This is a genomic window from Rhizobium aureum (assembly GCF_030182495.1).
Taxonomy (GTDB): domain Bacteria; phylum Pseudomonadota; class Alphaproteobacteria; order Rhizobiales; family Rhizobiaceae; genus Rhizobium; species Rhizobium tropici_C.
Window position 1 is genome coordinate 225,219 of the sequence record NZ_JAQJCI010000008.1, and the last position, 20,872, is coordinate 246,090.

Annotated in this window: 16 protein-coding genes and 1 pseudogene; 11 read left to right on the top strand and 6 right to left on the bottom strand. The window is 60.3% G+C overall.

Translation table 11 applies throughout. From position 1 onward, the window contains the following. The 4 genes from bcsA to PH552_RS20175 are packed head-to-tail and all read left to right on the top strand — an operon-like array spanning position 1 to position 8,181. Positions 1 to 2,190, top strand: a complete 2,190-nt coding sequence (gene bcsA / locus PH552_RS20160) for a UDP-forming cellulose synthase catalytic subunit (RefSeq protein ID WP_145644278.1) — start codon at positions 1 to 3, stop codon at positions 2,188 to 2,190. Continuing rightward, positions 2,190 to 4,721, top strand: a complete 2,532-nt coding sequence (locus PH552_RS20165) for a cellulose biosynthesis cyclic di-GMP-binding regulatory protein BcsB (RefSeq protein ID WP_183760820.1) — start codon at positions 2,190 to 2,192, stop codon at positions 4,719 to 4,721. Before bcsA ends, PH552_RS20165 begins: the two co-directional genes overlap by 1 nt. Further along, positions 4,718 to 5,767: a family 8 glycosyl hydrolase gene (locus PH552_RS20170; protein WP_113250289.1), complete on the top strand. Its 1,050-nt coding sequence runs from the start codon at positions 4,718 to 4,720 to the stop codon at positions 5,765 to 5,767. The genes PH552_RS20165 and PH552_RS20170 overlap by 4 nt, the downstream gene beginning before the upstream one ends. Next, the gene (locus PH552_RS20175; RefSeq protein WP_183760817.1) at positions 5,758 to 8,181 is read left to right on the top strand and encodes a cellulose synthase; all 2,424 of its coding nucleotides are present in this window, start codon (positions 5,758 to 5,760) and stop codon (positions 8,179 to 8,181) included. The genes PH552_RS20170 and PH552_RS20175 overlap by 10 nt, the downstream gene beginning before the upstream one ends. A 48-nt stretch (positions 8,182 to 8,229) precedes the next feature. Here PH552_RS20175 and PH552_RS20180 read toward each other — a convergent pair whose 3' ends face one another. The 5 genes from PH552_RS20180 to PH552_RS20200 form a co-directional block, all read right to left on the bottom strand. Continuing rightward, a complete protein-coding gene (locus PH552_RS20180; protein ID WP_112345122.1) occupies positions 8,230 to 9,150 on the bottom strand; it encodes an SMP-30/gluconolactonase/LRE family protein in 921 nt (306 codons plus the stop codon). A gap of 31 nt (positions 9,151 to 9,181) precedes the next feature. Further along, positions 9,182 to 10,132 (bottom strand): ABC transporter permease, encoded by a 951-nt coding sequence (locus PH552_RS20185; protein WP_112345123.1) that lies wholly within the window; start codon positions 10,130 to 10,132, stop codon positions 9,182 to 9,184. Then, positions 10,129 to 11,073, bottom strand: coding sequence for an ABC transporter permease (locus PH552_RS20190; protein ID WP_112345124.1), 945 nt, complete (start codon positions 11,071 to 11,073; stop codon positions 10,129 to 10,131). Before PH552_RS20190 ends, PH552_RS20185 begins: the two co-directional genes overlap by 4 nt. Beyond that, entirely contained in the window at positions 11,070 to 12,533 is a 1,464-nt protein-coding gene (locus tag PH552_RS20195; protein WP_432422044.1) for a sugar ABC transporter ATP-binding protein, read from the bottom strand. The genes PH552_RS20190 and PH552_RS20195 overlap by 4 nt, the downstream gene beginning before the upstream one ends. A gap of 108 nt (positions 12,534 to 12,641) precedes the next feature. Continuing rightward, positions 12,642 to 13,658: an ABC transporter substrate-binding protein gene (locus PH552_RS20200; RefSeq protein ID WP_112345126.1), complete on the bottom strand. Its 1,017-nt coding sequence runs from the start codon at positions 13,656 to 13,658 to the stop codon at positions 12,642 to 12,644. Between the two features lie 298 nt (positions 13,659 to 13,956). Here PH552_RS20200 and PH552_RS20205 point away from each other — a divergent pair, with 298 nt between their 5' ends. The 3 genes from PH552_RS20205 (at position 13,957) to PH552_RS20215 (ending at position 17,554) form a co-directional block, all read left to right on the top strand. Further along, positions 13,957 to 15,195: a GAF domain-containing sensor histidine kinase gene (locus PH552_RS20205; RefSeq protein ID WP_112345127.1), complete on the top strand. Its 1,239-nt coding sequence runs from the start codon at positions 13,957 to 13,959 to the stop codon at positions 15,193 to 15,195. Continuing rightward, positions 15,192 to 15,923 carry a response regulator transcription factor gene (locus tag PH552_RS20210; RefSeq protein ID WP_112345128.1) on the top strand — a complete coding sequence of 244 codons (732 nt, stop codon included), beginning with the start codon at positions 15,192 to 15,194 and terminating at the stop codon, positions 15,921 to 15,923. Before PH552_RS20205 ends, PH552_RS20210 begins: the two co-directional genes overlap by 4 nt. A gap of 101 nt (positions 15,924 to 16,024) precedes the next feature. Further along, positions 16,025 to 17,554 (top strand): UxaA family hydrolase, encoded by a 1,530-nt coding sequence (locus PH552_RS20215; RefSeq protein WP_112345129.1) that lies wholly within the window; start codon positions 16,025 to 16,027, stop codon positions 17,552 to 17,554. An 11-nt stretch (positions 17,555 to 17,565) separates the two neighbouring features. Here PH552_RS20215 and PH552_RS20220 read toward each other — a convergent pair whose 3' ends face one another. Then, on the bottom strand, positions 17,566 to 18,561 hold the full coding sequence (locus PH552_RS20220; RefSeq protein WP_112345130.1) for a GntR family transcriptional regulator: 996 nt from the start codon (positions 18,559 to 18,561) through the stop codon (positions 17,566 to 17,568). Between the two features lie 124 nt (positions 18,562 to 18,685). On the opposite strand from PH552_RS20220, the pseudogene PH552_RS20225 reads away from it, so the two are divergent. The 4 genes and pseudogenes from PH552_RS20225 to PH552_RS20240 form a co-directional block, all read left to right on the top strand. Then, positions 18,686 to 18,814: pseudogene (locus tag PH552_RS20225) on the top strand (proline racemase family protein); the annotation flags it as partial. A 26-nt stretch (positions 18,815 to 18,840) separates the two neighbouring features. After that, the gene (locus PH552_RS20230) at positions 18,841 to 19,827 is read left to right on the top strand and encodes a GlxA family transcriptional regulator (RefSeq protein ID WP_113250290.1); all 987 of its coding nucleotides are present in this window, start codon (positions 18,841 to 18,843) and stop codon (positions 19,825 to 19,827) included. Positions 19,828 to 19,877: 50 nt separating this feature from the next. Beyond that, positions 19,878 to 20,225 carry a DUF488 domain-containing protein gene (locus PH552_RS20235; RefSeq protein ID WP_112345132.1) on the top strand — a complete coding sequence of 116 codons (348 nt, stop codon included), beginning with the start codon at positions 19,878 to 19,880 and terminating at the stop codon, positions 20,223 to 20,225. A 72-nt stretch (positions 20,226 to 20,297) separates the two neighbouring features. After that, positions 20,298 to 20,872: IS701 family transposase (locus tag PH552_RS20240; RefSeq protein ID WP_285166263.1), on the top strand; the 575-nt coding region annotated here is incomplete at its 3' end.

The following is a 20,872-nucleotide window of genomic DNA, read 5'->3' on the forward strand; positions in this document are numbered from 1 at the left end:
ATGCACACAGCACGCAGCATCTTGATATGGGCCGTGATAGCGCTATGCGGCATCGTGCTGATCACATTGCCGGTCAACCTTCAAACCCAGCTGATTGCCGGCACGGTGGTCGTTACCATCATGGCCATCATCAAGGTTCTCAAGCGTCAGGGAACATGGCGCCTGGTCGCCCTCGCCTTCGGCACCGCCATCGTGCTGCGCTATGTCTATTGGCGCACCTCCTACACGCTGCCGCCGGTCAACCAGCTGGAAAACTTCATCCCGGGCCTGCTGCTTTATCTCGCCGAAATGTACAACGTCGCGATGCTGATGCTCAGCCTCTTCATCGTCGCGACACCCCTGCCCCCGCGTACCGCACGCGCGGCAAAGACACAGAACTTCCCGACGGTGGACGTCTTCGTACCATCCTATAATGAAGACACCAACCTGCTTGCCAATACGCTCGCCTCGGCCAAGGCGATGGACTATCCGCCCGACAAGCTCAGGGTTTGGCTGTTGGACGACGGTGGTACCGCGCAAAAGCGCAACTCGACGAAGGTTCTGGAATCACAGGCTGCGATCGCACGCCACAATGAGCTCAAGCAGCTGTGCGACGATCTGGAAGTCGAATATCTGACACGCGAGCGCAACGAACATGCAAAGGCCGGCAATCTCAACAACGGGCTGGAGCATTCGAACGGCGAATTGATTGCCGTCTTCGACGCCGACCACGCGCCCGCTCGCGATTTTCTACGCGAAACGGTCGGATATTTCGAGGACGATCCAAAGCTCTTCCTCGTGCAGACGCCACATTTCTTCATCAATCCGGATCCGCTGGAGCGCAACCTGCGCACCTTCGACAACATGCCGAGCGAGAACGAGATGTTCTACGGCATCATTCAGCGCGGCCTGGACAAATGGAATGCGGCCTTTTTCTGCGGGTCCGCCGCCGTGCTCAGCCGCCGGGCGCTGGAATCGCAAAATGGCTTCAGCGGCATCAGCATCACCGAGGATTGCGAAACCGCGCTTGCCCTGCACGGGGCCGGCTGGAACAGCATTTATGTCGACAAGCCCCTTATTGCCGGCCTGCAGCCGGCGACCTTTGCAAGCTTCATCGGCCAGCGCAGCCGCTGGGCGCAGGGCATGATGCAGATCCTGCGCTTCCGCTTTCCTCTCCTGAAGCGCGGCCTGACGCTGCCGCAGCGCCTCTGCTACATGTCGTCGACGCTCTTTTGGCTCTTTCCGTTCCCGCGCGTCATTTTCCTGTTCGCGCCGCTCTTCTATCTGTTCTTCGACCTCGAGATCTTTACGGCGTCGGGCAGCGAGTTCCTCGCCTATACGCTTGCCTACATGCTCGTGAACCTGATGATGCAGAATTATCTCTACGGCTCGTTCCGCTGGCCATGGATTTCCGAGCTCTATGAATATGTCCAGACGGTGCATCTATTGCCTGCCGTCGTTTCGGTCATGCTCAATCCGCGCAAGCCGACCTTCAAGGTCACTGCCAAGGACGAATCGATCGCCGTCAGCCGGCTCTCGGAGATCAGCCGTCCGTTTTTCGTCATCTTCGCCGTTCAGATCATCGCGCTGGCGGTCACCATATACCGCGTCTATGCGGAACCTTATAAGGCGGATGTCACGCTCGTCGTCGGTGGTTGGAACCTCATCAACCTTATCCTGTCCGGCTGCGCACTTGGCGTCGTCTCGGAACGCGGGGAGCGCGCCTCCTCGCGGCGCGTCAGGGTGGATCGGCGCAGCGAATTCGGGACCGACGGCAACTGGAACTCCGCATCCATCGAGGATGTTTCCGTCCATGGCGCCAGGCTGAACGTCTTCAACAGGGGGATGGAACCGATCAAGGTCGGTTCGGAAGCCACCATTCGCTTCCAGCCCTATAGTGGCGCCGACATGGTGACCTTGTCGGTCGTGATCCGCAATATCGAACAAACGGGCGATATCACGGCCGTTGGATGCCAGTATGTTCCGAAGGGCGCGGCCGACCATCGCCTGATCGCCGATCTCGTCTTCGCCAATTCCGACCAATGGACGAAGTTCCAGCAAGCGCGACGGCGCAATCCCGGCATCATCCGGGGAACGATCTGGTTCCTGAGCCTGTCGTTCTATCAGACCAGTCGCGGTTTGATCTACCTTTTCAGGGGCGTCGGCTCGGATCGCACCCAGCAGCGGCAGGAGGCGAAGGCGAGAAGCTGATGAACCGTATCCTGTCCACCCTTATCCTTCCTGCTCTTGCTATTCTCCTTGTTCTCTGGGGCCCTGCGGCCGCGCAGGCGCAGACCGCCCCCTTCGACATGTCGGGCGAGCGGCCCAAAGACGCATCGCCGACGGTGCCGCAGATCACTACACCCCGCACGACAGTACCACAGGCCGAACGGCCCAAGACGACGGCGCCTTCAGCCGCAATTCCTCCGGCCGTTGTACCTAAGGCCATTGCTCCACCGGTTACCCAGCCCCTGGTCGTGGCGCCGCCCGCCGCCATGCCGCAAACCGCTGCGCCGCAGGCCACAACGCCCGCCGCCCCGGCGCAGACAAGCCCACAGACAATGCCGAAGGCAAAACCGGCAGCCGCTGTCGCACCCACGCCATTTCGGCGTTATGTCGTTCCCTTCGCCAAATTGCGATTGGAGGGGGAGGCCGATCGCAGGTCCTGGTCGATCTATCTGACGCCGGAACAGGCAGCCGCACCGGCGAGATTGAGCTTTGCCTATCAGAACGCCGTCGTCGTTGCTCCGGAGGCATCGCAGCTTACCGTCCTCTTGAACGATCGCGTAGTCCACCAACAGCAGATCGGCTCTTCCGACAGTGAATCGGATGTCACGTTCGACATCCCGCGCGGGCTCCTGCAACCCGGCGCCAATCTGCTGATCTTCGAGGCGGCGCAACGCCACCGCGTCGATTGCGATATCCCCTCGACCTACGAGCTCTGGTCGGACATCGATCCCGCGAGAACCTATCTGAGCTTCGCCAGCAGTGAGGCGGAAAAATTGTCGACGACCGATGCAATCCGCGCGATCGGCGTCGACGGAGCCGGCAAGACGCAGTTCAATCTTGTCGTGCCGGCGCTCGCACAACCCGGAACGACCAAGCCGATCCTCCGTCTCGCACAGGGCCTTGCACTCCTTAGCGGCATGCCGAACGAGATCTTCTCGTTCGATACGGACGCACTGCCCCCGCCCGGTTCCGGCAAAATGGCTGTTATCGTCGGCACGCCGGCGGAATTGCAACCGATCTTTGCCGTTCCGGCCTCGGCGCAGAATGGAGCTCTGGCGACGTTTGCGACCGATCCGCGCAGCGGTCAGCAGCTTTTGCTTATCAGCGGTCCATCCTGGCAGGCGATTTCCTCTGCGATCGATATGGTGGTTTCTCCGACCGACCGAGATCCCGATACCCGCCGGGATGTGCTGGTGACGCAACGATGGTCGGCTCCGGATGCGCCGCTGATCTACTCCGGCGCCAGCCTTTCCTTCGAGCAGCTGGGCATCAAGACCACCGAATTCTCAGGGCGGCGCTTCCACACCAGCTTCAATGTGGCAATTCCATCCGATTTCTATGCCAACGCCTATGGGGAAGCCACCATCCTGCTTGACGCAGCCTACGCCAGGGATGTGCGGCCGGGCAGCCATATCGACGTCTACGTCAACGGCAGCATCGCCACGACCAAGCCGATCACGGCGACCGGAGGCGGCATCTTCCGGCAGTTGCCCGTCCGCATCACCATGCGCCATTTCAAGCCGGGCCTGAACACAATCACACTGGAAGCCATATTGCTCGCAGACGAGGATCGAGCCTGTACGCCTGCGGCAACATCGAGCACGACACCGCGTTTTGCATTGTTCGATACCAGCCAGTTCCGCGTGCCGGATTTTGCAAGGGTCGCACAGCGGCCCAACCTTGCCGCGTTTGCCGGTACCGGCTATCCCTACAATCGCAGCAGTGAACCGACCGCACTCTTCATCGACCGGGCGGATGCCGACACGCTATCTGCGGCCGCGACACTCCTCGGTCGAATGGCGCTCGTTGCCGGACATCCCATCGGCGTGGACCCGACGGTCTCCTCAAACACCGTCGGGTCCAGCAATGCGCTGTTCATCGGCTCCGTCTCGCAACTGCCCTCGACGGTCCTCACGCAAATGAACATCGCCTCATCGACCCAGGTGGCATGGCGCCCGCCAGCCCCGGGGCAGACCGGCACGCCGGAGGCTTCCGTGACGATCGCCGATTGGCGCTCCCGTATCAGCGGCGGACTGCTGCAGGGGCAGATGGAACATTTCCAGCAATGGATGCATCGCAATTTCGATATCACGCTGAGCTCGCTGCGCTTCATGCCCAGCTCGGAGCAGGTGTTCACGCCATCGAACGCCAACAGCCTTCTGATCGCCCAGGAGGCAAATCCGACCAATGATGCAACCTGGACCGCCGTGACCGCACCGAGCGCCCAAGACCTGCGCTCCGGTGTCGAGGCAATGACCATGCAGAGCACCTGGCCTGAGATCAGCGGTCGCATCACCGTCTATTCCGGCAAGACCGGAAAGATCGATACGGTCCCTATCAGCCGCTTCACCTTTGTCACAACCCAGCCCTGGTCGCTGACAAACTATCGATTGATCGCTGCAAACTGGCTTTCCAGCAACATCCTGTCCTACGCACTTCTTTTTGTAGCCGCCTCTTTTCTGCTCGGCGTCAGCACGGCGAGCGTCCTTTCCAAGATCGGCAGGCGTGAATGAGAGGCTGGCGCTCCCTTCTTGCGATCTGCACCGCAACCGCCCTGATGGTGGCCCAACCGGTCGCCGCTCAGCGCGCAGCGATCGATGCGCAAGCCTGGGCTGCCTATAAAGCGAAGTTTCTCGATCAGAACGGCCGTATCATCGACAATGGCAATAATGGTGTCAGCCACAGCGAAGGGCAAGGCTACGGTCTCCTTCTTGCCTATCTTGCCAATAGCCAGGCTGATTTCGAGCAGATCTGGTATTTTACCCGCACGGAACTCCTGCTCCGCGACGATGGTCTCGCCGTCTGGAAATGGGATCCGGCGGTCACACCTCACGTCACCGACACGAATGACGCCTCCGATGGCGACCTGTTGATCGCCTATGCCCTGGCGCTTGCGGGATCGGCCTGGGACAGGAAGGATTACCTGCAGGCGGCGGCGAATATGGCCAAGGCAATTCTCTCGCATGTAGTCGTCAATTCCGGAGGGCGGACGCTGCTCATCCCGGGTGTGGATGGGTATCTGCCGCCTGGGCGCAAGGATGGCCCCGTCATCAATCCGTCCTACTGGATCTTCGAAGCGTTTCCCGTCATGGCCCTGCTGGCGCCTTCCGATCGCTGGCGGAAGCTGAGCGACGATGGTCTGGCCCTGCTGCACACGATACAGTTCGGCCCACGCAAGCTCCCGGCCGATTGGATCAGCCTGAGGGCCAAGCCGGAGCCCGCCGACGGCTTCGAGGCGGAATTCGGCTATAATGCCGTCAGGATCCCGCTCTACCTGGCGCGAGCTGGCATAGACGACAAAGCCCTGCTCACGCGTCTGCGGCAAGGCATGAGTGTCGAGGGAGATGTGCCGGCGACGATCGACCTTACAACCGGCAAGCCGAAGGACCTGCTTTCCGATCCCGGTTATGAAATTGTTAACCATGTTGTGGCGTGTGTGGTGAACGGAACAAAACTGCCAGCTTCGGTCAGGCAGTTCGCACCATCGCTTTACTATCCAGCCACCTTGCAACTGCTGAGCCTGGCTTTCATCGCGGAGAAACACCCGGAGTGTTTATAAAGTCCACCTTGATCATGGCTTTCATGGCCGTCGCCATGGCGGGGTTCACGCTCGCGACGAAGGATCATGACTCGCCTGAGGACAAGATCAGGCTGGCAAAATCCAGTCGCCTGGAACCGCAGATCGCGCTCGCTGGGGAGATGGCGCGGGGCGACACCCCCGAACAGCCTGTCGACCTGCGGGCGCTTGCCGATCACATACAGGCAAACGCGCCTTCTGCGGTTCTCTCCGAGCCTTCGAGCACGCAGCAGGCGGGCTCGGCCGAACCGGACGTCGTCGCACAGACCACGCCGCCATCGCAATCACAGCCGCAGCCATCCTCGCAGCAACAGGGCGAGGCTCAACCAGGCAGTAACCCGCCCAAGGTGGATGAAAGCGCATTGCGCTATTTTGCCAGCCGTGGCGACAAGGCAAGGCTACAGGCCGAGATCTCGCGCCTGCAGGCGCTCTATCCCAATTGGACGCCGCCCGCCGATCCGCTGGCCGTCCCGCAAAATGGCGACAAGCAGCTCGAGGCCATGTGGCAGCTCTATTCGGAGGGCCGCTATGCAGAGGTGCGCAAGGCCATTGCCGATCGCCAGACGGCCGAAACCGGCTGGCAGCCGCCCACTGATCTCCTTGAGCGCCTCGAGATAGCGGAAGCCCGCACCCGCCTTGTCAACGCCTCCGACCTCAAGCAATACGCGACCGTGATCGCCGTCGGCGCCAATACGCCAAGCCTGCTGACCTGCAGCGACATCGACATCCTCTGGCGCGTTGCCGAAGCCTTCATCCGCACGGATCGCGCCGCGCGCGGCCAGGATGCCTACAAATATATTCTAAAGACCTGCACCAACCCGCAGGAAAGAATTGCCACCATTCAGAAGGCCGCGAGCCTGCTGTCGTATCAACCGATGCAGGAGCTGCTGGCGCTTGAAAAACCCGACGGCAATGGTGGGCGGGAGTTCGACAGCATAAGGATCGATCTTGCCCGCCGTTTCGTGGCCCAGGGCAATGAAGACCCGAAGCTGACCATTGCACAGGATTATCTGTCTCAGGTCGAGCGTATCGCCCGCAGCCAGGGCCTGGCATCGGATGATGCGCTCCTCGGCTGGTACTATCTGCGGCGCAGCAACTACGGCGATGCGGAACAATGGTTCAAAGCAGCACATGAGAAAAAGGATTCCGCAACGATCTCGCAGGGCCTGGCACTGGTTCTGATCGCCGATCACAAGCCGCAGGAAGCCGAAGACGTCATGTACAAATGGCGCAACGAATCCAAGGATGCGATGGCGACGTATCTCGCTGCGACCGCCAATCTGATGGCCTTGCAACCGCCCGCCAATCTTGGCGAGGACGTGCTGCAGCGTGTTGCCGCTGAGATCGTGAAGGAGAAATATGTGCCGACGGCGCAGCAATTCGGCTGGTATGCCCGCACGCTCAATCAGCCGCAGGCGGCCGCCCGCTGGTTCGAGACGGCGCTGCGCTGGAAACCGGATGACGAACCTTCCGCCTATGGCCTCGCAATCACACGCGATCAGTTGAATGACCGGCAGGGTGTCGCCGAGATCCAACGGCTTTGGGCCGGCCGCTCGCAGCGCATCGCCGTTCTCGGTGAGCCGGCGCCGCGCGCACCTGCCTCGGCACCATTGCCCTCTCCCAACCAGGCGGCGCAGACAATACAGCAGGCATCACCGCAAGGAACGTCCCAGACAACACAACAGGGCAGCCCGCAATATACAGCGCCGGTCACTCCTCAAGCGGCGACTCAAGCCCCCATGGCGCAATCTAACGTCAACGCGCCGAATGCCACGCAGCCGCTCACGCCTGCTCGTCGAGCCCCGTCCGTCGACTATGCCGAACCGACACCCCGCACGAGAACGGCTGCGCGCGCAGCGCGACAGCCGTCCGGATGCGCGACCACAACCAATGCAGAGCTGCTCACACCGGCCAATGCCTTGTCGCGCGGCTGGTGCCTGATGAACCTCAATCGGCCGATGGAGGCGGTGGAAGCCTTCGGCGTCGCGTTGAACAATGCCGATCCCAAATCCCGGGAAGAGGCCGCCTATGGCCAGAGCCTCGCCTATCTCCGCGCCGGCCTCGCCAACAATGCGGCCGTTGCCGCGACCAAGGCCTCGATGAGCCACCAACGTGCCGCCGAACTGCAGGTGGCGATACTCTCCGATCGGGCATTGTCAGCCTTCTCGGGCAAACGCTATCACGAGACGCTGCTCTATCTCGACCAGCGCGCGCAACTGCAACAGGAGCGGGTCGATCTCATGGTGCTACGCGGATACTGCTATCTCAATCTCAAAATGTACGACGACGCCGAACGCATCTTCACCGCCGTCGCCGCCACCGGCAACCGCGACGGCAGCCGCGGACTTAGAGACCTCATGCTCGCCAAGCATCCGCAGCCGGGGGGGGATTATTGAGGCCAGCGGTATCACCAGCCCCACTGGCAAGCACAAACAAGTGCGCCTTCACGGCACCTGCGCCCCGGTCGCCGTCGTGTAGATCCGATAAAGCGATTGCGTCGCAGTGATAAACAGCTGATTGCGGCGCGGACCACCGAAAGTCAGATTGGCGACCGTCTGGGGTATTTTGATCTTGCCGATCAGGGTGCCGTCAGGCGCGACGCAGTGGATGCCGTCGCCGGCACTGGTCCAGATGTTGCCATCGATATCGGCGCGGAAACCGTCCGGTATGCCGGTATCGATGTTGCAGAAGACCCGGCCGTTTGCGAGTTTCTTCCCATCGACGACATCGAAGACGCGGATGTGGCGCGGGGCGCTGATGTCGTGGCTGGCGGCGGAGTCGGCAACATAGAGCTTCGTCTCGTCGGGAGAAAATGCCAGGCCGTTCGGCTGGCGGAAATCGTCGACGACGACGTCCAATTCGCCTGTCAACGGATGAAGCCTGTAGACGTTGCGGGTCGCCTGCTCTGGCTCCGCCTTGTAGCCCTCGTAGTTCGACAGGATGCCATAGGTCGGATCGGTGAACCAGATGGATCCGTCGGAACGAACGATCACGTCGTTCGGCGAATTCAGGCGCTTGCCCTTGTAGCTGTCGGCAAGCACCGTGATCGAACCGTTGATTTCCGTGCGTGTGACCCGGCGGCCACCATGTTCGCAGGATATCAATCGCCCCTGCCGGTCGCGCGTGTTGCCGTTGGCGAAATTCGACGGCGCGCGGAAGATCGAGACGCCGCCGCCCGGCACCCAGCGCAGCATGCGCTCATTGGGAATGTCGCTCCAGATCAGGCATCCGGTATCGGCAAACCAGACAGGTCCTTCCGCCCAGCGGCAGTCCGAATAAAGCTCCTCCAGCCCGGCACTTGGAACAATGAGGTTCCGGAAACGGGTATCGTAGATTTCGTAAAGGGACGAGGAGTCGTTCGACATTTGATTGTCCTAAAACTGCTGGAGAACAGTGTCAGCGCCCGCCAATGGGGCGGCCGCCTGCAACGAGAATGACGGCAATGATGATGAGGCCGGTCAGAATGAGCCTCGGCCCGGCGCCGAAGCCGTAGGTGTTCAGCATCGAGACCACCAGGAACATGAAAAGCGACGCGCCCCATATGCCCGGCACGTTCGAATCGCCGCCGGCGACCGCCGTTCCGCCGATGATAACGACGGCGATCGACATCAGCAGATATTCGGCCCCCATGTTCAAAGCGGCGCCGCCGGAAAAACTCGCGAGCAGATAGCCGCAGATCGAGGCGAGCACAGCGCAAAGCACATAGGTTGCAAGCCGTGTTCCGTCGACAGGAATGCCCGCCATGCGCGCCGCGAACATGCTCTGCCCGATTGCCGATATCCAGCGGCCATAGATCGTCCGCTCCAAAAGCACCCAGGCAACGACCGAGAGCAGAAGAGCGACAATCGCGACATTCGGCACACCGAGGAAACCGGACGTGGTGAAATCGGCCAGTTGATCCGGCGGCTTGATGCGCAGGCCGCGATTGCTCCAGATGGCGGTCGACTGGACGATGAAGCTCATCGAGAGTGTCGCGATGATGGGCGGGATGCGCAAAAGCTTGATCAGGGCATAATTGCCGATACCGATGCCAAGGCCAATGAGGATCGACACCAAGAGACCGGGCACGATCATGCCGTCCTCGACATTCATCAGCTTGAGCGCGACCGTGCCGGCAAGCGTCATCGTGGCAGGTACCGACAGATCGATATTGCCCGGTCCGAGCGTAATGACGAACATCTGGCCGATGCCGACGATCACGGAAAAAGCGGCGAAGGTCAGCGCTGCCTGCGAGAGGCCGATGGAGCTCGCGCCGCCCGTGAAGAGCACGGTGACGAGCCAAACGATGATGGTGGCGAAGAAGGACCAGATCCAGGGCTTCCGGCCAAGCACGCGAAAAGCGATCATGATTGTTTCTCCCGCTTTTCAACGCGGTTGAGCAAGAGCCGTAGCGCCAGCACGATGATCAGGATGGCGCCCTGGGCACCGATTTGCCAATCCGGCGAGATCCGCAGAAACGACAGGAACGAACCTGCCAAGGTCAGGGTCAGTGCACCGATTACGGCCCCTATCGGGGAAACGCGGCCGCCTATGAATTCCCCGCCTCCAAGGATGACGCCGGCAATCGACAGAAGCGTATAGCGCAACGCGATATTTGCATCCGCCGAGGTGGTAAGCCCGACCAGCGCGATGCCCGATAGCACCGCAAAGAGGCCGGCCAGCCCATAGGCTGCCGCACGCAGGGCGACGACGGACCAGCCGGCCCGCTCAAGCGAACGTTGATTGCCGCCGACGCCACGGATCAGCACGCCGAAGGAAGAGCGCATGACGATCAGGTGGGACATCAGCGCGATGACGACGCTCGCAACGATCGCCATAGGAACCAACGGTGGCTTCGAGGTCATCAGCCAGCGGGCCCAGTCGGGCGCCGTGCCACCCGGCGCGGGAAGCAGCAGCACCGCAAAGCCGCCCCAGACGAAGCTCATGCCGAGGGTGACGACGATCGACGGCAGGTCCCTGACATAGATGATCACCCCTATGATGGCGTAAACGGCGATTGCCGCGGCGAGAATGAGGATGCCCAGGAGCGGTGACGAATGAAGATAGGTCGCCGCCACGCAAGCGGTGAAGCTGACGAATGTTCCCATCGACAGATCGAGATCGTTCACCGACATGATCATCATCTGGGCGATCGTCGCGAGCGCAATCGGGACGGCGAGATTGAAGAGCAGATTGAGCCCGATATAGCTCATGGCCCGCGGCTGGAGATAGAAGACCGCGATCAGCAAGACAGCAAGCGACAGCGCGGGGATAAGCAGGCGCAAGGTGGTGGACGATGGACGGATCATGCGCCCTCTCCGGCAAAGGACGCTGCCAGCACGTTTTCCTCCGTGATTTCCTCTCCGACCAGTTCCGCAACGATGACGCCGTCTCGAAAGACATAGGCACGGTCGCAAAGGCGGATTTCATCCATTTCAGTGGAGTACCAGATGAAGGTCCGGCCGGCTGAAGCCTCATCGTTCAGGATGCGATAGACCTCCTGCTTGGTACCGATATCCACACCGCGCATGGGATCATCCATCAGCACGATCGGTGCCGTCGTCGCAAGCGCGCGGGCAAACAGGACCTTTTGCTGATTGCCGCCGGACAATGACAGGATGCCGTTTTCCATCGTTGGCGTGCGGATTTCGATGCGACCCTTCCATTCGGCTCCGAGGCTTTTCTCACTCTCCTTGTTGACGAGCGACATCTTCGAGAGATCACCGAGCGATGCGATGCTCAGGTTCTTCAAGATGCTCCACAGAGGAAAGGTTCCGTTCAGGCTGCGATCGCCGGCGACGAAGGTAATATTCTCCCGCCTGCCCGGCAGCCAATTGCCCGACAAGGAGCGATGGAGATCGAGCAGCATGTCGGTTTGGCCATGACCGGCAAGTCCGGCAAGTCCGACAACCTCCCCCTTTCGGACCTCGAAGGTCAGGCCCCTGCCCCTGCGCGACGGCAAGGTGAGGATGGGAGGTGTAGCGGTACGCTCCTCATTCCCGTGCTTGCGGTCTTGTTCCTTGACGACGCTGCCCATGGCCTGGACAAGGCTTCGGACATTAAAGTCCTGGGCGGCGCGATCGGCGACGACGCGGCCATCCTTCATGACGAGAATGCGGCTCGCCGTCGAAAGAATCTCGCCGAGAATATGCGAGATCAGCATCACCGCGCCGCCTGCCTGCACGAATGCCCGCACATAGGTCATCAATTGCTCGGCCAATCCGGCATCCAGCGATGAGGTCGGCTCGTCGAGAATAACCAGCTTCGGCTTCTGACCGACGGTGCAGAAGGTGATCGCAATCTCCACCATCTGCCGTTCGGCGATGGAAAGCTCACCGACGCTGCGCATAACATCGATCTTGTGGCCGGCAAAAATCTCGTCGAGCTTGGCGCGTACGATCCCAGCCGCCTGCCGGCGCCAGTTCCAGCCGGAAAGACCGTGATGAACGACCCGCATGTTCTCGACAACGGTCAGATTGGGAGCAAGAGACAGCTCCTGAAAGACACAACGAATGCCGTATGCCCGTGCGGCATTGATGCCGTGCGCCTTGTCGTTGCCGTCGTAGGTAATCGTTCCCTCATGCGGGTTAAGACCGCCATTGATGACGTTGACGATCGTCGACTTGCCGGCACCGTTGTGACCGACAAGGCCGATGCATTCGCCGGCGTGAATGGTCAGATCGGCACCATCGAGCGCCTTCACCGCGCCGAAATGCACCTTGATGCCTCTCGCCGAGACGACGGCATGCGGCTCGGTGTCTTCCTTCATCGAACTATTGTCTTTGACTGCAATCATGGATCGTCCGGCCGGGCGTTGTATCCAACCGGCGCCGCCCTCTATCGGCGGCACCGGCCTTCATTTGCTTGTCGATATGGATTACTTCGCTGCGGCGATGACCTTCTTGGCGTCATCGAGCGTGTATTCGACATTGGCGACGCCTCCCGCCTGCGTGGTGGCCAGGCTGGCTTCGAGATTGTCCTGATCGATGCGCAGGAACGGCACGACCAGATCTTTCTTCACTTGCTGACCGTCGAGGATCTGCTGCGCCACCCAGAAGGCAAGCGTCGAAACGCCGGGGGCGATCGAGACGGACATGGTTTCATAACCACTGGCATCCTTCTCCTTCTTCCACCAGGCAAGCTCGTCCTGACGATTGCCCATGACGATCGTCGGCATAGGGCGCTTGGCAGCGGCGAATGCCTGTGCAGCACCGTAGCCGTCGCCGCCCTGCGTCACGACCGCGGCAATATCCGGAAGGCTCGGCAGGATGCCGGCGACGGCGCGCTGCGCGACGTCCTGCGCCCAGTCGCCGTGCACGGAGCCGACGATTTTGAACTGCGGATATTTGGCGGCAGCCGCATGGATACCGGCGGAAATCTCGTCATCGACGGAAACGCCGGCAAGGCCTCGAATTTCGAGGACGTTGCCGCCCTTGGGCATCTTCTTGGCGAGATACTCGATCTGGCTGGCGCCCATGCCCTTGAAGTCGACGGCGATGCGCCAGGCGCAGGGTTCGGTGACGATGCCATCGAAGGAAACGACGACGATCTTGGCATCGCAGGCTTCCTTGATCGCACCGTTCAGCGCCGTCGGCGACGCGGCGTCGATGACGATCGCGTCATAGCCCTGCAGGATCATGTTCTGAATCTGCGCTGCCTGTTCGGTTGCCTGATTTTCCGCCGTCGTAAACGGATCGGCGGCAGCCACCACGCCGGCTTTCACGGCTTCGCCCGTGACTTTCTGCCAGCTGGTCAGCATGGCCTGGCGCCAGGAATTGCCGGCGTAATTGTTCGACAACGCAATTTTCTTGGATGATGTATCAGCAAAAGCGGAACCCGGCACGGCAACGCAGGCGATGACGGCGGATGCCAGCAGCATCTTGGCAATATTCATATTTTCCTCCCAATGAGCCCGTACTTCCTCTTCCAGGCCAAGATTTTCGAGCGCGCTCCTCAACGAACGACCGAAAATAATATTTGCACTGAAGGTTCCCCTGTCAGTACAAACAGGATGTCCGAGATTGTTTCGATTGTACAGGCGCTTAAGCTGCGGGACCTTGCGGGATCCCGCAGAAAAAATGCGCAAGCCCGCAGGACGAACGGCTCGGATCGGCGCTTAATAGCGTCGGAAATCCTTATGCTGCGATCGACCGGAGGAGAAGCGGTCGACGCATTGCCTGGGAGGGCGTGCCTTGCGCGATCTGGCGCCGCAATCGGTCTTCGACCACTATCTCAACATATCGAGGCTACTCGCCGGCCAGCTCGACTTTCACTCCGTCATCCGAGCAGTCGCAGCCGAAATCAGCCACGTGATCCCGCACGATCATCTCGACGTCTGTATCCTGCTGGTGGACGAGCAATTTCACACGGCCTACGAGAGCGGGCTCGAAACCGATTGGGGACGCCGGTTTCCGGCGCCGGTCAGCAACAGCCCCATCCGCACGCTTCTCTGGGGCGAGAGCGATTATCTGCTGACCGACGATGCCTGGAGCGACCCGCAGTTCCATTTCCAGGGCGCTTTTTCACACCCGATCTTTCACCAATCGCTGCATAGCCGCGTGCACGTACCACTGAAAGTACAGGGGCACGTTATCGGCGCGCTTTCCTGCTCGAGCCATCAGACCGGCTTCTACACCATGCAGCATGTCGAAAGCGCCCGCGTCATTGCCGATCTGCTGGCACCCCATTTCTTCGCCATCCGTGCCGCCGACCAGGCTAAGCTCTCGGCCATCGTCGAAGCCGAAGCCCGCGCCCGCGAAGAAGGTCTTCGCCTCGGTGCCCTGAAATTGACTGAGGCATTGGAGGCCGAGCGGCAACGTATCGGCATGGATTTGCACGATCAGATTCTGGCCGATCTGACCCGCCTCTCCCGCCGGCTGGAGAGGCTTGCCAGCCAGCCCGATGTCACCGGTGAGGCTCTTGAACCGCTTTTTCGCGGTTTGCAGCATAGCATGCACGATCTTCGCCAGATCATCGAGGAGGCCAAGCCCTCGGTCCTTCAGCTGTTCGGCTTTGCGCAAGCGGTGGAAAACCATCTTGAGCGGTCGATTCAGGAGAGCGGCGCCACTTTGGCCTGGACGCTGAAAGACGAGACCGGCGGCGCCATCGACTGCCTCGAACAGCCAGTTTCCATTGCCCTTTTCCGCATCGCGCAGGAGGCCATCAATAACGCCATACGCCATGCCCATGCCAGCAACATTGATGTTCACCTGAAAGCGGCCGGGGGCGCGGTGACCATTGACGTCACGGATGACGGTCTTGGACTTGGAAATGCCCGCAGGCCGTCAGGTGGCGGCATCGAAAATATGCGGACCCGCGCGCGGCTGATCTCGGCACGCTTTGCGATCAAACCGGCCGGCGCATCCGGAGGAACATTGGTCAGCGTCACCCTGCCCGCCAAGGCGCAGCCGGTGGGAGGAGCCGCGGCATGAAGGTTCTGATCATCGAGGACGATCCGCTTCATCGCTCCTATCTCAACGAAGCAATCCGAGCCGCACTTCCCGAATGCGATGGCGTGCTGGAAGCCGAAAACGGCAACAGCGGCGAACGGCTGGCGCGGGATTGCAAATCTGCCCATATCGTCATGGATCTGCAGATGAGCCAGCGCAACGGCATCGAGGCGGCGCGCACCATATGGAAGGAGCGGCCGGAGACGCGTATCCTCTTCTGGTCGAACTATTCCGATGAAGCCTATGTTCGCGGCGTCTCCCGCATCGTGCCGGCCGGTGCCGTCTATGGCTATGTTTTGAAATCGGCTTCAGATGACAGGTTGAAGCTGGCGCTGCGCAGCATCTTCATCGAGAGCCAGTGCGTGATCGACCGCGAAGTGCGTGGCATGCAGCAAAGAAGCCTTGGAAATGTCAACGGCTTCACCGAAGCCGAATATGAGATCCTGGTCGATATCGCACTGGGATTGACCGACCGCGCCATTGCCCAAAGGCGCAATCTCTCAGTGCGCAGCGTTCAAAATCGATTACAGCAGCTCTACATCAAGCTCGGGGTCTATCAGCCGCTCGGCAATCAGGACGACGACAGCCGTTTCAACCTAAGAGCCCGCGCCGTGGCCGTGGCGTTTCTCAGAAAGCTGCTCAATCATAGTGCTCTGGAGCGGGCGGAAACCGATCTTACCGGCTGGCTCGCCCGCCAGCCCCACGATTGAGTGACAGAATTTGCCGCCGGCGTCGATCACGCTTGACGTCTTCTACCGAATAATTGTCTATTGCTAGCAATAGACATTAATCCAACCATACGGAATTTCTCATGTCCGCCGTTTCGCCTGTCATCCTGCTCAATCCCATCGACGATGTCGCGGTTGCCCGCGTGATGATCCGCGCCGGCAGCGCCACCGGCATCGACGGCTTGATTGCTGCAGACCAGATCCCGCGCGGCCACAAGGTTGCAGTCCGCGACATCCAGTCGGGCCAGGAAATCCGCAAATTCGGCCAGCCGATCGGCGTTGCGACGCAGTTCATTCCGGCCGGCGGCCATGTCCATCTGCAGAACCTGGCAGTCATCGAATCCGAACACCCCTACCAGTTCAGCGTCGATATCGAAGAGACGGGCATGCTGCCGCGCGAGGACTGTCGGACCTTCATGGGCTTCGATCGCGGAGCAGGCGGTGTCGGCACGCGCAACTTTATCGGCATCATCACCACGGTGAACTGCTCTGCGACCGTCTCAAAATATATCGCCGAGCATTTCAATCGCACCGGAGGCCTGGACGGCTTCGACAATGTCGACGGCGTGGTGGCACTGACCCATGGCGGCGGTTGCGCCATCAATACCCAGTCTGAAGGCTATCGCTATCTCGCCCGCACCCTGCAGGGTTACGCCCGTCATCCGAATTTCGGCGGCATCCTGATGATCGGCCTTGGCTGCGAAACCAATCAGATCGCGCCCATTCTCGAACATTACAAGCTCGAGGAAGGAAACCGGCTGCGCACCATGACGATCCAGGATCTCGGCGGTACCCGCAAAACGATCGCGGCTGCTTCGGAAATGATCAAGGACATGTTGCCCGAGGTGAACTCAGCCAAGCGCACCGTTCAGCCCCTCTCGGGCATCAAGCTCGCCCTGGAATGCGGTGGCTCCGATGGCTATTCGGGAATTTCGGCCAATCCGGCGCTCGGCTATGCCTCCGATCTTCTCGTGCGCAATGGCGGTACATCGGTTCTGGCGGAAACGCCGGAGATCTATGGCGCGGAACATCTGCTGACGCGCAGAGCGGTCACGCCCGCAGTCGCCGAAAAGCTGCTCTCCAGAATTGATTGGTGGCGCGATTATACCCGCCGCAACGGCGCGGAACTCAACAACAACCCATCCTACGGCAACAAGCTCGGCGGATTGACGACCATCCTCGAAAAGTCGCTCGGTGCGGTCGCCAAGGGCGGCTCCATGCCGCTGAAGGCCGTCTACGAATATTCGGAGATCGTCGATGAACCCGGCTTCGTCTTCATGGATACCCCCGGCTACGATCCCGTTGCCGTCACCGGCCAGGTGGCCGGCGGCTGCAATGTGATCTGCTTTACCACCGGCCGGGGATCGGTGTCCGGATTCAAACCGGCACCCTGCGTCAAGATCGCCACCAACACCGAGATGTACAACCATATGCGCGAGGATATGGATATCAACTGCGGTGACATCGTCAGCGGCGACGACACGATCGAGGCGGCCGGCGAACGGATCTTCGAGGAAATCATCGCTGTCGCCTCCGGCAAGAAGACGCTGAGCGAAACCTTCGACTATGGCGACAATGAATTCGTTCCCTGGCAGGTCGGCGCCATTACCTGACGCCGTCAAAATCAGGTGATGAAGCTGTATTCGTCCGGCTGGTAGTGCTCGCGGATATAGGCGGCACGCGCCTGCACATTAGGCTGCGAATTGCTTATGTGATCGCGCATGGCTTTCCGCAGCCCTTGTTCGTCGCGCTTTTGCACCATCTCGAACACGCCGATATGTTCCGCAAGAAACGGCTCATGGTCCGGCCTCTTGATGCGACTACCGACGATGTGCTTGCTCAACGTCAGGATACAATGCGTCCGCTTCAGAATATTCAGGAATTCCTTGTTCGGACAGGCCTGCAGGCTGCGCAGATGAAGATCGAGCTCGAGTTCGTACATTGTCGAGGCCGTGACATCGGGATAATCCGCAAGCGCCTGCGACAGCCGCGCAAGCATCGCCTCGACGTGGTCGCTGGAAAGTCCATCCAAGGCGCTGGCGAGCGCCACCGGCTCGATCTGCTCGCGAACCTCATATAGGTCGCGGATGCGCTGAGCGTCGAGCGGTACGATCGACCAGCGAAAATTGTCGTCCTTCTCGGTAATGCCGAGCGTCTCGAGCTTTAGCAGCACATCGCGCGCCACCCCGCGCCCGACGCCGAAATGCCGCGCCAATTCGTTTTCATTGATGCGATAACGACCGAAGACGGAGCGATGGACGACGATGCGCTCGACATCTTCATAAAGCGCCTGCCAGGCAAATGCGGGCCTGCCGCTGTTTTCATCAAGCAAGTTGCCGAGATAATTGTCGAGCTTAACCCGTTTCGGCGGTGTTCCCGGCACCCCGACAATAAAGCCTCGGCCATCGAACCGGGCGATAAGACCATCCTCAAGCAGCAGCTGCAGCGCCTGGCGCACCGGCGCGCGGCTGCTGCCGACCAGGCCGGCAAGTGCCGCCTCCGTCACCACAAGTCCATCCGGCACGGCTCCCGCCAAGATCTCGGCCTTCAATCGCCCGTGAAGCTCCTCATAGAGCCTGGTCTTGCGCAGACCGCTGCTCTCCAAATGCGATACGCTCATATCGTTCCATGTTTCATCAAACGGACTACCATCATCGCTATCCACATTGCCTATTCAAAAAGGGAACGGCAATCCAATAGAGGCGCCGCCCGCTCCAAGCGGATCAAATCGTGCGAATTCGAGAGCCGAGGCCGACATCGGGCACTTCAAGGGCATCAAGCCGAGCGTTAGCGGATGCGCGCGGATCGTCGGTCACAATACGATCTTCGTCGACGATCGTTATCCCTTGGCGTATGGTTTCCAGATCAAGTAGAAGGGCTTGATCAGGCGAGGCATTAGATGAAATCCGGCAAGCATGAATTGAAGCATGGTCCTTTGAAGGTCGGATTTATTCTCGCGCGATCGTTTACCCTTTCCGCCTTCGCGCTGTTTATCGATACGCTAAGACTGGCGAGCGATGAGGCCGATAAGTCCGGCAGGGTCCTGGCCGACTGGCAGGTGTTGGGTAGCACACGGCATCTCATCACCTCCAGCTGCGGGGTTCAGGTCGCACCGACATCGGACTTTATCGAGCCGCGGGAGTTTGACTACATCGTCGTGGTCGGTGGACTTTTGAACACGGACATCACGATAGACAATCAGACCGCCGATTATTTGAAGAAGGCCGCGGCTCAAAAAATCCCGCTCATCGGCGTTTGCACCGGCACCTTCATTCTGGCGCGCCTCGGCCTGATGAAAACACACCAGACCTGCGTCAGCTGGCTGCACTACCAGGCCTATCGAGAGCAATTTCCCGACAATCCGGTTCGTTCCGACCGCCTGTTCAATCTCGATCGCAGCCGCGGATCGTGTGCCGGCGGAAGCAGCGCTGCCGATATGGCGGCCTTCCTTGTCAGACGGCATATCAGCAGGGATGCCGAACGAAATGCTCTAGAAGTGCTGCAGATCGAGCGGGCTCGATCCGGCCTGGATATCCAGCCGCGCAAGCCGCTCGCCATCGAATGCCAGGACCCGCGTCTGAAAGCCGTGCTCATCACCATGGAAAGCCATATCGAGGACGTCGTGCCGACCGAAGATCTTGCCGCGTCCGTCGGCCTGTCTCGGCGACAACTCGAGCGCCTATTCCTGGAGGAAATGAAGACGTCTCCCGGAGCTGTCTACACGCGCATTCGCATGGAGCGCGCCAAGCAACTGGTTCTTCAGACGCAGGCGCCGCTCATCGAAATTGCACTTGAAGTGGGCTTTGACAGTGCGTCGCACTTTGCCAGATTGTTCCGAAGGCTATTTGGGCAATCACCGACGGAGCTACGCCGCGCACAGGCATAAGATGCCTGTGGCGTTCTCGTGGCGACATCTGCTGAAGGCGGAGATCCGATATGTCCGTGCGCATCAAGCGAATTTATGAACCTGCAGACAAGCATGACGGCAAGCGTATCCTTGTCGACCGATTATGGCCCCGCGGCATAGCCAAGAGCGATGCCCATATCGACGTCTGGCTGAAGGACGTCGCACCAAGCGCTGATCTGCGGCGGTGGTTCGCTCACGATCCGAACAAATGGAACGAGTTTCGCCATCGCTATCAGGATGAACTCAAGAAGAACGCCAAAGCGGTGGATCAGCTTAAAGACGAGATCGGACAATCGACTGCGACGCTTCTTTACGGTGCGAAAGACAGCGAGCACAATCACGCCATCGTGCTCGTGGATTTCATCACCAAAGACTAACACTACTTTGGCAGATTAACCGGTCATTTACGATGATGGGCCATCTTGGGCACTTTCACAGGGGTGCGCGAGATGTCGGAACTGGATGTTGCGCTGGCGGATTGGCTGAAGCCGTTCGTCGAGAAGCTTGGTCACAAGAAGCGGCGGCAGATGTGCCCGGTCTATATTTCGGGCCTCATCGGACCTGGTGATCGCAAGAGTATCGAGCCGATGGCGGAACGTCTGGCACCTGATCGCTACGACCGCCTACATCATTTCATCTCGGATGGGATTTGGGATGCCGGTCCTCTTGAGGCGGAACTGGCGGTGCAGGCCGACAAGATTGTCGGGGCTTCAGATGCTTTTCTGGTGATCGACGACACAGGTCTGCCGAAGAAAGGCGACCATTCTGTTGGGGTCGCGCCGCAGTACGCGTCGATGCTCGGCAAGCGCGCCAATTGCCAGACGCTGGTGTCGTTGACGCTGGCCCGCGACGAGGTTCCCGTCCCAGTGGGCTTACGATTGTTCTTGCCCGACAGTTGGACGAGTGATCAGGATCGGATGGCGAAGGCTGGTGTTCCCGAGGAGATGCGCCTATCCCGCACCAAACCGGAGATCGCGCTCGGCGAGATCGATCGGCTGATGGCCGCAGGCGTGCGGTTTGGCAC